This is a genomic window from Winogradskyella ouciana (genome assembly GCF_009709615.1).
GTDB classification, from domain to species: Bacteria; Bacteroidota; Bacteroidia; order Flavobacteriales; family Flavobacteriaceae; genus Winogradskyella; species Winogradskyella ouciana.
This window is the reverse complement of record NZ_WJYA01000008.1, coordinates 1-14836: the sequence shown is the minus strand read 5'-3', so window position 1 is coordinate 14836 and position 14836 is coordinate 1. Positions and strand designations below refer to the sequence as shown.

General features: G+C 35.7%; 13 protein-coding genes. 7 read left to right on the top strand and 6 right to left on the bottom strand.

The annotated features are described in order from the left end of the window. The first annotated feature begins 129 nt into the window (after positions 1-129). The 5 genes from mdh (at position 130) to F1003_RS12905 (ending at position 6384) form a co-directional block, all read left to right on the top strand. Entirely contained in the window at positions 130-1056 is a 927-nt protein-coding gene (mdh, locus tag F1003_RS12925; RefSeq protein ID WP_155089858.1) for a malate dehydrogenase, read from the top strand. A 66-nt stretch (positions 1057-1122) separates the two neighbouring features. Next, positions 1123-1737: a hypothetical protein gene (locus tag F1003_RS12920; RefSeq protein WP_155089857.1), complete on the top strand. Its 615-nt coding sequence runs from the start codon at positions 1123-1125 to the stop codon at positions 1735-1737. A 148-nt stretch (positions 1738-1885) separates the two neighbouring features. Continuing rightward, entirely contained in the window at positions 1886-4930 is a 3045-nt protein-coding gene (secDF, locus tag F1003_RS12915) for a protein translocase subunit SecDF (RefSeq protein ID WP_155089856.1), read from the top strand. A gap of 195 nt (positions 4931-5125) precedes the next feature. Continuing rightward, positions 5126-5521: a hypothetical protein gene (locus F1003_RS12910; protein ID WP_155089855.1), complete on the top strand. Its 396-nt coding sequence runs from the start codon at positions 5126-5128 to the stop codon at positions 5519-5521. 56 nt (positions 5522-5577) lie between these two features. Continuing rightward, the gene (locus F1003_RS12905; RefSeq protein WP_155089854.1) at positions 5578-6384 is read left to right on the top strand and encodes a hypothetical protein; all 807 of its coding nucleotides are present in this window, start codon (positions 5578-5580) and stop codon (positions 6382-6384) included. Positions 6385-6404: 20 nt separating this feature from the next. Here the strand turns inward: F1003_RS12905 and F1003_RS12900 are convergent, their stop codons facing one another. The 6 genes from F1003_RS12900 to folE all read right to left on the bottom strand — a co-directional run bounded on the left by F1003_RS12900 (position 6405) and on the right by folE (position 10747). After that, positions 6405-6896 carry a DUF192 domain-containing protein gene (locus tag F1003_RS12900; RefSeq protein ID WP_155089853.1) on the bottom strand — a complete coding sequence of 164 codons (492 nt, stop codon included), beginning with the start codon at positions 6894-6896 and terminating at the stop codon, positions 6405-6407. Continuing rightward, a complete protein-coding gene (lgt, locus tag F1003_RS12895) occupies positions 6896-7732 on the bottom strand; it encodes a prolipoprotein diacylglyceryl transferase (RefSeq protein ID WP_155089852.1) in 837 nt (278 codons plus the stop codon). The genes F1003_RS12900 and lgt overlap by 1 nt, the downstream gene beginning before the upstream one ends. 66 nt (positions 7733-7798) lie before the next feature. Next, positions 7799-8032: a membrane protein insertion efficiency factor YidD gene (yidD, locus tag F1003_RS12890; RefSeq protein WP_162306985.1), complete on the bottom strand. Its 234-nt coding sequence runs from the start codon at positions 8030-8032 to the stop codon at positions 7799-7801. Between the two features lie 17 nt (positions 8033-8049). Beyond that, the gene (locus tag F1003_RS12885; protein WP_155089851.1) at positions 8050-8412 is read right to left on the bottom strand and encodes a four helix bundle protein; all 363 of its coding nucleotides are present in this window, start codon (positions 8410-8412) and stop codon (positions 8050-8052) included. A gap of 111 nt (positions 8413-8523) precedes the next feature. Further along, the gene (cysS, locus tag F1003_RS12880) at positions 8524-10008 is read right to left on the bottom strand and encodes a cysteine--tRNA ligase (protein WP_155089850.1); all 1485 of its coding nucleotides are present in this window, start codon (positions 10006-10008) and stop codon (positions 8524-8526) included. 61 nt (positions 10009-10069) lie between these two features. Next, complete coding sequence (gene folE, locus F1003_RS12875) at positions 10070-10747, bottom strand: GTP cyclohydrolase I FolE (RefSeq protein ID WP_155089849.1); 678 nt, start codon at positions 10745-10747, stop codon at positions 10070-10072. 197 nt (positions 10748-10944) lie between these two features. Between folE and F1003_RS12870 the strand changes: the two genes are divergently transcribed. Together F1003_RS12870 and F1003_RS12865 are read left to right on the top strand one after the other, a co-directional pair. Then, positions 10945-11406, top strand: coding sequence for a hypothetical protein (locus tag F1003_RS12870; protein ID WP_155089848.1), 462 nt, complete (start codon positions 10945-10947; stop codon positions 11404-11406). 10 nt (positions 11407-11416) lie between these two features. After that, a partial coding sequence (locus F1003_RS12865) for an FIDD domain-containing protein (RefSeq protein ID WP_155089847.1) occupies positions 11417-14836 on the top strand: 3420 nt, incomplete at its 3' end.

The following is a 14836-nucleotide window of genomic DNA, read 5'->3' as shown; positions in this document are numbered from 1 at the left end:
ATAAGATATCACATCTTTAAAATATTGGAAAGCACAAGAGTAAATCTTGTGCTTTCTTCGTTTACCATTATTTTATTCGTAATTTTGCAATCGTTTTTAACACTAAGTTTCACATAAAAAATTATAAAAATGAAAGTTACAGTAGTTGGTGCAGGTGCAGTAGGTGCAAGTTGTGCAGAGTATATTGCTATTAAAAATTTTGCTTCAGAAGTGGTATTGTTAGACATTAAGGAAGGTTATGCAGAAGGTAAGGCAATGGACTTAATGCAAACCGCATCTTTAAATGGGTTTGATACCAAAATTACAGGAAGCACTAGCGATTATTCTAAAACTGCAAATAGTGATATTTGTGTTATTACTTCAGGTATTCCTCGTAAACCAGGTATGACGCGTGAAGAGCTGATTGGTATCAATGCTGGTATTGTAAAATCTGTATCTTCTAGCTTAGTGGAACACTCACCTAATACAATTTTAATTGTGGTGAGTAATCCAATGGATACAATGACCTATTTAGTACATAAAACTACAGACTTGCCAAAGCATAGAATTATTGGTATGGGTGGAGCCTTGGATTCAGCACGATTTAAATATAGATTGGCAGAAGCACTTGAAGCTCCAATTAGTGATGTAGATGGTATGGTAATTGGTGGACATAGTGACAAAGGTATGGTACCTTTAACATCCCATGCGACTAGAAACAGTATTAAAGTGTCTGAGTTTTTATCAGAAGAACGTCTTAATCAAGTAAAAGAAGATACTAAGGTTGGTGGTGCTACACTAACAAAATTATTAGGAACATCTGCTTGGTATGCACCAGGTGCTGCAGTAAGCGGATTGGTACAAGCCATTGCTTGCGACCAAAAGAAAATGTTCCCATGTTCTACATTGTTAGATGGTGAATACGGATTAAACGACCTATGTATCGGTGTGCCAGTTATTTTAGGTAGAAACGGTATTGAAAAAATAGTTGACGTACCTTTAAGCGATGCCGAAAAACAACACATGGCAGAAAGTGCAGAAGGTGTTAAAAAGACTAATGGACTATTAGAGTTATAAACTCTAACATTTTATAAATGAATAAAGACTGTAGAAATGCAGTCTTTTATTTTTTATATTTGCGGGATGAAATCCAAGTTGCATTTTGGTATTCTAATTATTTTATTGGCCTTTTTAGGAAGGTACATAGAAACTTCCGTTGCTCCTAATCAGCAGATTGTTGTTCAGTTTTCCGATGCTGAGATTACCGAAAATGATGCTCAAAAAACTATTGAGGCCATTCAGCTAAAGCTTAAGGCTATTGGAGTAGAGCAGATACAAATTGGACAAGATCAAAATGGGCAACTCAAGATTACGTATTACAGTAATGCAGATGTTGAACAAATTCAAAGTATTCTCGCTGATGATGCAAGCTTTAATATTGCACATAACAGCAATAAAGATCATTCCAGCAATCTTCCTAAGCACAATAATCTAAAAGATTACCAACTCAATATTTCAGAAATTCAAGAAAGTGGTCAACCTACTCATTGGGACTTTGAAGGTGTTGAGGTTGTAGAGCTTAATCAAAAAAGCGATCGCTTTAATAACTTTAAAGTTGATACCTCCGTTCCAAATATAGAAATGGAATTGACCAATTTATGGGTTAAGGTTGCACTTAGAACAAACATTACTACCACATTATTAGTAGATAACCACTCTTACAAAATTCCTGAAGTAAGGGCAGGACCTATAGCTTAAGGGAATAAAATCTGAAACATTCCCACTCTTTTCACAATCGCTTTTATCAATTGAAAAGCAAAAAACTATTTATATAAAAATCAATTGTCTGATTAGGGTGTAAATTCTATATTTGCGCGTTAAAAATTAGACATAAAACAATAATAAAATGCAAAACAAAGGAATAATTAAATTGTTTGCACTCTTGTTTGGTTTGGTAAGTATTTACCAATTGTCCTTCACGTTTAAGGCCAACCAAATAGAAGATGAAGCCCAAATGGCTGCTGTAGCAAAATATGATGAATCGGTAGAGAATTATCAAGACTTAAGAGCACAAGCTGAGATTGATTACTTAGATTCATTAAAGACATCAAAAATTCAAGTAGGTGATGAATTTGAGCCTATTGAAGTATATAACTTAGGCTTGTCGCAATACACCTATAGTGAGGTTGAAAACAATGCCATGAAATTGGGTCTGGATCTGAAAGGTGGTATTAATGCCATTATCCAAATTTCTGTTAAGGATATTTTAAAAGGATTAGCTAATAACAGTAAAGATCCTGTTTTTAATAAAGCTTTAGCTGATGCTGAAGAACTACAGAAAGATGCACAAGAGTCGTATTTAGAATCATTTTTTAGAGCATTTGATGCCATAAAAGGAGATACCAAATTAGCGTCGCCTGATATATTTGCGAACCGAGATTTAAGTGACGACATAAAATTTGATATGTCTGATGATGAGGTGAAAACTGTATTAGAGCGTAAAATAGATGAGTCTATCGTTTCCGCTTTTGAAGTATTGCGTAATCGTATTGATGGTTTTGGTGTATCGTCTCCAAACATTCAACGTTTAGGTAACTCTGGTCGTATTTTAATTGAATTACCAGGTGCTAGAGATAAAAAGCGTGTTGTAGATATCATCACCAAAACAGCACAATTACAGTTTTGGGAAACGTATAAGGCAGAAGAAATGTTCCCATACGTTTTACAGGTTAACCAAGCTTTGGTAGAGGCTGCTCAAGAAGATTCTGAAGAAACTACTGAAACTGCTGAGGTTGAGCAAGATTCCGTAACCAATACTATTGATGAATTAACGGGTCAAATAGAAACAGATTCAACTGACGTTGCCGATGTTAACCCACTAGGTATTCAATCTCCAGGTAATGGACCTGTGATTGCAAGATTCTTGGCAAAAGACAAAGAGGAAGTTATCGCAGCTCTTAACGCGCCACAGAATAGAGCTCAGTTACCTGCAGAAATGCGTTATGCTAAGTTTGTATGGGGAATACAAGAAAAGGATTCTGAGTTTGCAGAGTTATATGCCATTAAAGGTAATAGAGATGGTGTACCTCAATTGAGTGGTGCGGTGATTACGGATGCAAGACAAGATTACGACCAAATCAGTAGACCAGCTGTAAGTATGCAAATGAATGCGAAAGGTGCTAAGATTTGGGAAGAGATGACCAAAAAAGCAAACGAAGAAGATGGTAATATCGCTATTGTTTTAGATGATATTGTGTATTCTGCCCCTGGTGTGTCTCAAGTAGGAGGTATTGCTGGTGGTAACTCTCAAATTTCTGGAGCGTTCTCACTAACAGAAGCAGTGGATTTAGCAAATGTTTTAAGAGCTGGTAAATTGCCTGCGTCTGCTGAGATTATTCAGGCAGATGAAGTAGGGCCTTCGCTTGGACAAGAAGCTATTGATAGTGGGATGAAATCATTCCTTATCGCCTTGGCTTTCGTATTGCTATGGATGATATTCTATTATGGTAAGGCTGGTATTTTTGCCGACGTTGCTTTATTGCTCAATATCCTATTGATTTTTGGTGTACTAGCAAGTTTAGGTGCCGTGTTAACATTACCTGGTATTGCTGGTATTGTTTTAACCATTGGTATCTCGGTGGATGCGAACGTACTTATATTTGAGCGAATACGTGAAGAGATTGCTAAAGGTAAATCGCAAAAAGAGTCTATTAAAGACGGTTTTGCCAATGCCTTATCTTCAATATTAGATGCAAACATTACTACAGGTTTAACCGCCTTAATTTTATTTGTATTTGGTACAGGGCCAATTAAAGGTTTTGCAACAACCTTAATCATAGGTATTTTAACATCGTTGTTCACTGCAATATTCATCACTCGTTTATTAATTGACTGGTGGGTAAATAGAGGAGGAAAATTAGATTTCTCTACGGCAATGACCAAGAACCTTTTCAAAAATGTAAACATCAACTTCTTAAAGAAGCGTAAGATTGCTTATGTTATTTCTGGTGTTTTAATTTTAGCAAGTTTAGGTTCACTATTCACAACAGGATTAGACCAAGGTATTGATTTTGTTGGTGGTAGAACGTATCAAGTGCGCTTTGAGCAGCCCGTAAGTACTGAGGAAATTTCATCAGTATTGAATGATCCAGCGGTATTCGGAAGTGCAGAGATAAAGACTATTGGTACAGCGAATCAGTTAAAGATTTCTACCAAATATAAGGTTGAAGATAACTCTGTAGAAGCCGATGAGGAAGTACAAACTAAATTGTTTGAAGCTTTAAAGCCTTATTTACCAGATGGAATGAGCTATGCTGAATTCCAAGATGGTTCTGGTGATGAAAAAATCGGTAAAATGCTTTCGAGTAAAGTAAGTCCAACAATTGCAGATGATATTAAGAAGTCATCACTATGGGCAGTTTTAGGATCGTTGGTAGTTGTATTCCTTTATATCTTATTCAGGTTTAAGAAATGGCAATTCTCATTAGGTGCGGTAGCTGCTGTTTTCCATGATGTATTAATCGTATTGGGAATCTTCTCATTAACATGGAAGTTTATGCCATTCAGTATGGAAATTGACCAAGCCTTTATTGCGGCAATCTTAACTGTAATTGGTTACTCGCTGAATGATACGGTTGTTGTGTTCGATAGAATTAGAGAATTCTTAAATGAGCACACATCTTGGGAATTTGGTAAAACCATTAATGCCTCATTAAACAGTACATTAAGTAGAACATTAAACACGTCTGTAACGACCTTAGTGGTATTATTGGCAATGTTTATGTTTGGCGCAGACTCATTAAGAGGTTTATTATTTGCATTAATCATTGGTGTGTTGGTAGGTACATATTCATCTATGTTTATCGCTACACCATTAATGTACGATACGGCTAAAAAAGGTGATGCTGCAGAATCTTTAAAGAAGAAAGTTAAAGAAGAAGACGAGGAATAAGTCTTAAAGATAAAGTTAACGTTACACTGAGCGCACGCGTGTCGCTGAAGCTTTAGCGTAAGAACAGCCGAAGTGCGATTATAAAATAAAAATGCCTTTCAGAAATGAGAGGCATTTTTTGCTTACATAATGTATTGTAGCTTATTTTATAAAAAGGAATACTAATTCCTTATTTTAGTGATTCAATTAAGTTAAATGGCAAATACTTCAAAAGCACTCTTATTGAAATATGGTATTCCCTGCGTTGCAATCGTTGTTATAGTGGTTCAGCTTTATAATGTTCACATAAATAATTTGAGTAGATGGAAAGGTGGCGGTTATGGCATGTACACAGAAATACATTATCAGGGTAATCAAATCTATATAACAGGTATGTCTGTAGATTCTTTAATTGCTAACAACAGCATAAATGAATCATTTCGGTATCTGAAACTAATGCCCAATGAGAAAAACTTAGAGGAAGCTGCTAAGCAGGTCTTAAATTCAACTAATAAAGATAGTATACACATTCAAGTTTGGAAACCAACTATTAATTCAAAAGATGGTAAGTACACCAGAGTTTTATTAGAAGAACTTTATTATAAAAAATAAGAGCACTGAAAAAGTATTGGTCATATATAGGAGATAAATTGAGCAACCACATTACGTTGGCTATTCAGCTATTACTTTTAGTGCTTGGTACTTATGTTTTTATTATGGCTCAGAGACATGTTTTATGGAAGGTGCCATTGCTTTTTGTAGGACTATTGAGTTGGTTTTTGTTCCGTGATAAAATAAAATATCCAATTGTTTGGATAGTGCCATTGATGTTTCTCTTCATTGACCTTATATTTTCATATATATGGATGGCTAACCACCATTTTATGTTAGTTTTTATGGTGCTAGCGGTCATATTTTACACGTATCATAAGAGACGTGATATTCTTCAAAAAAATATTCAGATTCTTTTAGTTGTTGTAATATTAGCTTCTGTTGTTCAAAAACTAGAGTCTAGCCAGTTTATGAGTGGCGAATTTTATTACTATATGATAAATAGAGGCACTCTATTCAGCTTTTTTATTAATTTCTTTTCAGAAAGTTTAGAGGTAACAAAAAGCAATTATGAACTCTTAAAGACGCTACATAATACAGACCCAAATATGGGCAAAAGTGTTGTTATGAAAGATGTAATTCCAAACTTAGGTAAGATTAGTATAGTCTATGCATGGCTTACTGTTATCATGGAGTTTTCTGTAGCAATATTGTTATTGCTTAAACCCAAAAGTGCATTAACGCATATCCTTTTTTCTATAATGATTCTAGGTATTTTGTGTGCTAGATTTGAGACAGCGTTTATGGCTTTACTTGCTATATGTGGAATAATATTATGTAAAAATCAGAAGTTAAGGTTATTATTTACCATGATTGTTATAGGATGTGTAACCTTAATAGTTACTAAAATAGGATATCATTAAGGTGATAAATTTTAAAATCGCTACAACGTTTTAAAATCTATCACATCACCAACATTAAGCATCCACTTATCTGAAAGGCCACCATTGATTTCCAAGACATATTTAGCAGGTGCATTAGAAGGAAGAGAAGTTTCATCATAAGGCTTAGCATTTTTTTGAAAGCTTACAATGGTCTTATCTTCGTTTATATAAATAATGTCAAGTGGAATCTTGGTGTTCTTCATATAAAAACTTCGCAATTGAGAATCCGGAAATATAAATAACATCCCTTGATTGGTACCAAGTTCAGTTCTATACATTAAACCGGTTTGGGTTTCGTAGTCGTTATCTGCAATTTCAATATCCAAGGTTTTTACAATGGAATCAGAATTTGCTTTTATGAAGTCTAAAGTGCCTTCCTTTTTAAAATTAAGAACAACCTTGTCTTTGGTCTTGGTTGTTTTCTCTTCTTTACAGCCAAACACCATTATAAATGAGATAATCAAGAACGTATATATGATTCTCTTATTCATTATTTCAATTCTCTTTTCGGTTTATAAGAAAACATAAAATACAAACCAATCAGTATGAATGGAATACTTAATAGTTGACCATTGTTAAGGATATCACCAAAAAACGCGGCTAAATCTTCATCACCTTGCGGCTCCTTTAAAAATTCAACGAAGAACCTTACTGTCCAAAGTAGAACTAAGAATAACCCAAAAAGGAATCCTTGTTGTTTGGATTTGTTAGTTTTCCAATAGAAATATAAAAGGATTAAAAACACAAAAATGTAACAGAATGCTTCGTACAATTGTGCAGGATGACGAGCAAAATTTTCACTGTTTTGTAGAAATATAACTCCAAAAGCACTATCCGTTTTTATACCTACAATTTCAGAATTAATAAAGTTTCCTAGTCGCACAAATACCGCGCCTAATGCTACGGGAATAACCACGCGATCTAAAATCCACATCACAGACTTCTTCAATACCTTTTTGTTGTAGAGATACATGGAAATTATCATTCCTATGGCTGCTCCATGACTCGCTAATCCTTGAAAGCCTGTAAACCTTATGCCGTCTTTAAAACTAAAAGGCAAAAAGATGCTAAAGAAATCTTCAGAAATTAATTCAGATTGATAAAAGATAACATGGCCCAATCTGGCACCAATCATAATACCCAAAACGGAATAAATAAATAGAGAATCGAGTGAGTCACTAGATTCGTTTTCGTTTTTCCAAATACGCTTGGTAACGTAAAACCCTAAAACAAAGGCAATAATCCACATTACACTATAAAAATGCAGTTCAAAAAAGCCTAAATCAATAGATTTTATAGGGTCCCAAGGAGTTTGTAGTGAGTACATATGAGTTTTTCTTTATGCTGTAAATATACTATTTTGAATACGATTGAAAATGAGATTAACGTAATATTAATCCTCTTTCGGTGGTACTGGGTCGTAACCTTTTCCACCGAATGGATGACAACTAAAAATACGTTTCAGTGCTAACTTCCCACCTTTAAAAAAACCATGAACCTCTAATGCTTCTTTTGCATAATGAGAACATGTTGGTTGATACCTGCATGTAGCAGGAGTAATTGGTGAGATTAGTGTTTGATAAACTTTGATGAGAAAAAGGAATGGATATGTGAGAATCTTCTTGATGTTTAGTTGTTTAGATGTTAAGTTGTTAAGAAGCTATTGCGAAGTGCATTAATTTTATTAGTGACAGATTCTATATATTTTCTGATCTCTAAAAAGGAGGTTTCAGAAATAAAATTCAGTTCTTTGGAAATTATAGCTTGATTCAATAATTCTATCGCGGAACTATAGGCAATTGTCATAAAATGCGCTTTATCTTTTTTCGTCAGTCTTGAAGTTCCTTCTGCTAAATTCGATGAAACTGAAACCGAGCACCTTCGCATTTGTGAGGTTAAACCAAATTTTTCTTCATTAGGAAACAAATCAGTGGTTTTGTAAGTCTTAATGGCAAGTTGAATGGACTCTTGCCATACCGTCAATTTTTCAAATGAGTAAACATGCATGATCAATGGTTTTTGTGATAATTATGCCAATTTACAATTAAAAAAAGTACTTATATAAATCGGAACAAACAACTCAACAACAAACAAATCAACAGCTTAACATCTAAACAATTAGCTTCCAACTGTAAACGTAGTACCTTCTCTACTATCATTGAGTTGAATACCAACTTCAGCGAGTTCATCCCTGATTTTATCAGATAAAGCAAAATCTTTATTTAGTCTAGCCTCTTTTCTAAGCTTTATCAAAATCTCAACAGCCGCAGTAAGCTTGTCTGAACTAGAACTGTCTTTAGTGGCCGTCGTTAAACCTAAAATATCAAAGGTGAATGTATTGAGGGTGTTTTTTAGTAACTCCAAGTCATCCGAAGTAACAGTAGCGTTTCCACCTTTTATCTGATTTATAAACTTAGCGGCGTCAAACAAATGGGCTATTAAAATAGGAGTATTAAAATCATCATTCATAGCATCATAACATTTCTGTTGCCATGAAGACACATCAAATGAAGATGAGCTACTAGTTGTTAATTTATCAATGAGGTTAATGGCATCCATCAATCTATGGAATCCTTTTTCGGCAGCTTTTAGGCCAGCATCAGTCAAGTCCAACACACTTTTATATGACGCCTGCATCATAAAGAAACGAACAACCATAGGGCTGTAGCCTTTAGACATTATATCATTGTCACCAGATAATAGCTCAGCCGGATTTATATAGTTACCTGTCGATTTGCTCATTCGGGATCCATTAAGCTCTAACATATTGGCATGCATCCAATATTTAACGGGATCTTGTCCTTTGGCAGCTTGGTTTTGTGCAATTTCACATTCGTGATGCGGAAATTTTAGATCCATTCCTCCACCATGAATATCAAATCGTTCTCCCAGGTATTTGGTGCTCATAACAGTACATTCTAAATGCCAACCAGGAAATCCGTCGCTCCAAGGGGATGGCCAACGCATAATATGAGCTGGTTCGGCTTTCTTCCAAAGTGCGAAATCTTGAGGGTTCTTTTTATCACTCTGCCCATCAAGCGTTCTTGTATTATGAATTAAATCTTCTAATTTGCGCTTGCTTAAAATTCCGTACGTATTGGATTCATTGTATTTGTGAACATCAAAATAAACTGAGCCATTGACAACGTATGCAAAACCATTATCGATAATGGTCTCTATTAATTCTATTTGTTCAATGATATGGCCAGTTGCCGTGGGCTCTATACTTGGTGGTAAAAAATTAAACGTATTAAGTACATTGTGAAAATCTACAGTATATCGCTGTACAATTTCCATGGGTTCAATAGCTTCTAACCTGGCTTTTTTTGTAATCTTATCTTCACCAACATCATCATCATTCTCTAAGTGCCCAGCATCAGTGATATTTCGTACATAGCGCACCTTGTAACCTAAATGCTTAAAGTAGCGAAAAATCATGTCAAAAGACATAAAGGTTCTTACATTACCTAAATGTACATTGCTATAAACCGTTGGTCCACATACATACATGCCTACATGACCAGCTGTTATTGGAACAAAACCTTCTTTTTCACCAGAAAGAGAATTGTAAATTTTTATGTGTTGATTTTCGTATAGAGGCATGTTGTGCAAATTCAAAAAAAGTGAATAAACAAATCTAAAGAACTACCCTAGATAAAACAAACTAAAAGTGGGTATCTAAGTTTATATAGTCTAAAAATTCGCGTCGTGTTTCTTTCTCTTTAAATTGACCACCAAACTCTGAAGTTACAGTACTACAGTCAACATCTCTAATGCCACGAGAGTTAACACAAAGATGCTTGGCGTCTATAACACAGGCTACATCCTCAGTGTTTAATACCCTTTGGAGTTCTCTAACAATTTGAATGGTTAAACGCTCTTGTACTTGAGGTCTCTTGGCAAAATAATCGACTATTCTATTCATCTTAGATAGTCCAACAACGCTACCATTAGAAATGTATGCGACATGTGCCTTACCTACAATAGGCAATAAATGATGCTCGCAAGTAGAATACACCGTAATATTTTTTTCTACAAGCATTTCACCGTATTTATACTTGTTGCTGAACGTTGAAGCGCTTGGCTTTTTTTTAGGATTTAAGCCACCAAAAATTTCATTTACAAACATTTTTGCAACTCTTGAAGGTGTACCTTTAAGACTATCATCATTTAGATCCAATCCTAAGGTTTCCATAATGTGTCTTACGTCATCTTTAATGATATCAACCTTTTCTTCATTAGAAAGCTTAAAAGCATCCGATCGCATAGGTGTATCACTAGACGAACCAACGTGGTTGTCTCCCAAAGCGTCTATATCATTAAAATCGTTATCGATTTTCATAGTTAAATAATTATTAATCAATCTCTAAAATGAAGTTGCAAAGATACGTAATAAATATAGTACTAAAAGGGTAGGAGTTTTATAATTACACTTGTTATATAAGTAAAACCGTTAAAATGCCAATAACATTGACGAATTAACAACGGTTTTCCTAAAATTTTCTTAATTTTCGAAACTCTAAAAATTACGGTTAAGCTATGAAGAAATTACTAACTATTCTTGTTGTAATACTTTTGCCTATGTCCATACTTGGGCAGCAAACAAAACAAAAAAATCCTCTACCTCTAGCAAAGTTTGAAGATAATGTTAAACTACCACTAACAGCTAAAGAACGCGCTCAAATAATTGAGGTGTATGGCGAGTATGCCGACAAATATATTTTTAGTAAGCCTCATAGACTAAAAAGTATGAAGCAGCTTCTTAGGAATAGAATTGTCATTAAACTTATTACTGATGAAGGCAGTATAAAACAATGTGCAAAACTTTCTGAAGTCTCATTGTGTGATGGTTTTGTTTCGGATTTAAAAAGAGACGAAACATTTAACCCTAGCACCTTTAATCCATTGAAATATAATTTCGAGTTTTATTCTCGGGCATCGGCAATGTATCACGTGGATAATACCAACTATTACATTATTATAAAGTCCCAATATCAATAAAAAAATAAATATGAAGTATATAATTACTATAACCTCCTTAATGTTTTCATTGCTAGTGATAGCTCAAGATGTAAATATGCAGACGGGAACAGTTAATCAATGTAGTGGCGTTTTTTATGATTCGGGTGGTGAATTCGGCAATTATGGAAATGATGAGGATTTTACCTTAACCATTTGTCCAGAAAACCCAGGTCAAAAGGTTCAACTAGATTTTACGGAATTCAATACGCAGTTAAATCAGGATGAAATGACCATCTTTAATGGTGATTCAACTGCGGAACCACAGTTCGGGATTTTTTCAGGCGGTACAGGACCAGGAATGGTTGAAGCTACCCAAGATAACACTTCTGGGTGTATAACCATTCAATATACCTCTAACGGAAGTGGTAATGCAAGTGGGTGGGCAGCTACGATTTCTTGTTTAACTCCTTGTCAAACTATTAATTCTCAAATAGATACCGCATCACCAGCACCAAATGGTGATGGTTATATTAGAGTATGCCCAAATGAGGATATTACATTAACAGGTAGCGGTACGTTTTCTGTTGATGGTACAGGTGCAACATACGAGTGGGATTTGGGTGATGGTAATACAATTGCAGGTCAGACAGCTACATTTTCTTACCCAACACCAGGAGTTTATATTGTGAATTTAAATATTAATGATGCTAATACTTCACAAGATCCAGAAGGATGTTCTAATAATAATTTAATTAATCAGGTGATTCAAGTGGCTACTGAACCTGACTTTACAGGTACAGCTGCAGCGCAATCGACGTTATGTTTTGGCGAAACTACAACAATTGATGGTGTGGTTGCTCCTACAGAATTTATAAACGATTGTACACCTCCCGTAAGTGGTGTAACCTTTCTACCTGATGGCAACGGAGTGACTTATGAAACTTCTGTCACTGTCGATTGTTATGATTCTGCTCAAACACTAACTGATGTAAATCAATTAGTAAGTATATGTCTAAATATGGAACATTCATATTTAGGAGATTTAGATATTGAAATAATTTCACCTAATGGTCAAACTGTTAGAATGCATGATCAAGGAGGTGGTAGTGCAAACTTGGGCGAACCTTGGGCTACTGGAGGAGTTGATGGGAATAGTGCCAATACCACACCTGGTATAGGGTATGACTATTGTTTTGTGCCTAACGGTGGTTTTCCAACCTTAGTAGGTGGCGTGCAAACAGGTGGGACTTTTACTAATGGGGATGGACCAGGTACATATACAGATTCTTTTGTGCCTGCTGGTAGTTACAGTTCAGTTAATCCGTTAAATGGCTTACTTGGATCACCACTAAATGGCGACTGGACTATTCGCGTTGTGGATAATATTGGGTTGGATAATGGTCACATATTTTCGTGGAGTATTGAATTTGATCCAAATTTACAGCCGCCAGAATTATCCTTTACACCAACAATTACTTCTGAAGCTTGGGATCCCGATCCAACAATTACAAATACTACCGGAAATGTTATTACGGTTGAGCCTCCAACAGCCGGTCAATTTTGCTATACGTATCGTGTTACTGATGATTTTGGATGTGAATACACAGAACAAGTATGTATTGATGTACTACCGGAAATAGTAACAGAAGCACCAAATAATTTGTTTGTTTGTGATACAGGTTCACCACCTTATATTTTTGATTTAGAAACCAATACTGCTGTTGTAACAGCTAGTGCAACCAATGCAACCGATTTAGTTGTAACATATCATAATTCTCAACCAGATGCGGATGCTGATACAGGTGCAATAACAGGATTAAATAATTACTCCGGAACTGATGGAGAAATCATTTACATCAGAGTAGAGTATTTAAATTCAGGATGTTATGAGGTTTTACCTTTTACGTTAAATGTAGCAGGTCAACCAGATATTAATCCGGTTCCAGATTTAGTGCTTTGTGATGATGCTTCTAATGATGGTTTTGAAGAGTTTGATTTAAGTACACAAACAGCAGGAATCTTAGGTCCACAAGCAGCTTCAGATTTTAACGTGACCTATCATTTAAGCTTTGCAGATGCAGACGCTAATACTGGATCCTTAGCATTAAATTATACTAATACAGTTAATCCTCAACCAATTTATGTGAGGGTCGAAAGTGTAGGAGATTCTAATTGCTATAATGCCTCAGCTAATCCCGTTTTTAATTTAATTGTTGACCCAAGGGATGATGCGTCTTTTAACGTTACTCCAACATGTGATGGCGCAACCGCAACTATAACAGGAGCAACAGGTGGAACATTTACATTTAATCCTGCGCCAACAGATTCAGCGGTGATTGATCCTAACACGGGACTTGTAACTGGCGGAACTTCTGGTGCAACCTATACAATAGAATATACTACTAACGGAACATGTCCAGCTACAAGTGCTCAAACCTTCAGTGTTATTTCTGAAGATGATCCTTCATTTACGGTAACACCAAATTGTGATGGTGGTACAGTGACGATTACTGGTGATATGGGAGGAACATTTAGTTTTAATCCTCCGCCAACAGATGCTGCAATGATTGACCCAAATACAGGTGAGGTCACTAATGCAACTCCTGGTGATAGCTACACTATAGAGTACGTAACCTCAGGAATATGTCCTTCATCTAGTACTCAAGTACTAAATGTATTAACATTAGACGATCCGAGTTTTACGTTAACGGCAACATGCGATGGTGCAACAGCTAATATTACTGGCGATGTTGGTGGTACTTTTGCTTTTAACCCTATACCTGCGGATACTGCTATAATAGATGCTAACACAGGTACAGTAACAAATGGAGTTTCTGGCAGTACCTATACAGTTGAATATACCACAGCTGGTAACTGTCCACAATCTTCAACTCAAAATGTAACGGTAATTACTGCAGATGATGCCTCTTTTACGGTAACTCCAACTTGTGATGGTGGTACTGTGACAATAAATGGAACAACTGGTGGAACATTTAGTTTTGATGTAGTACCTACAGATGCAGCTGTAATTGATCCAAATACTGGTGATGTAACCAATGGTACTCCTGGTGCTCAATATTCTATTTCATACACAACTGCTGGAACTTGTTCTGATACAGAAGTAGTTTCTTTTAACGCTTTACCAATTGATGATGCAAGTTTTACCGTAGATCCTACCTGTGATGGAGGTATCGTGACGATTACGGGCGCAACAGGAGGAACTTTTAGTTTTAATCCGGCACCTACAGATGCTGCAGTTATTGATATTAATGCAGGAAATGTAACTAATGGTACACCAGGTGAGACATATTCAATAGAGTATGTCACTTCTGGAGCATGTCCTAATAGTAACATTGTACAGTTTACAGCTCATCCCCTCCCAACCTTAGTGGCACCGACGCCACTTGAGGTATGCGACGACGGTGTGCCAGACGGATTAACAGAGATCGACCTGGGCATCAAGAACGCG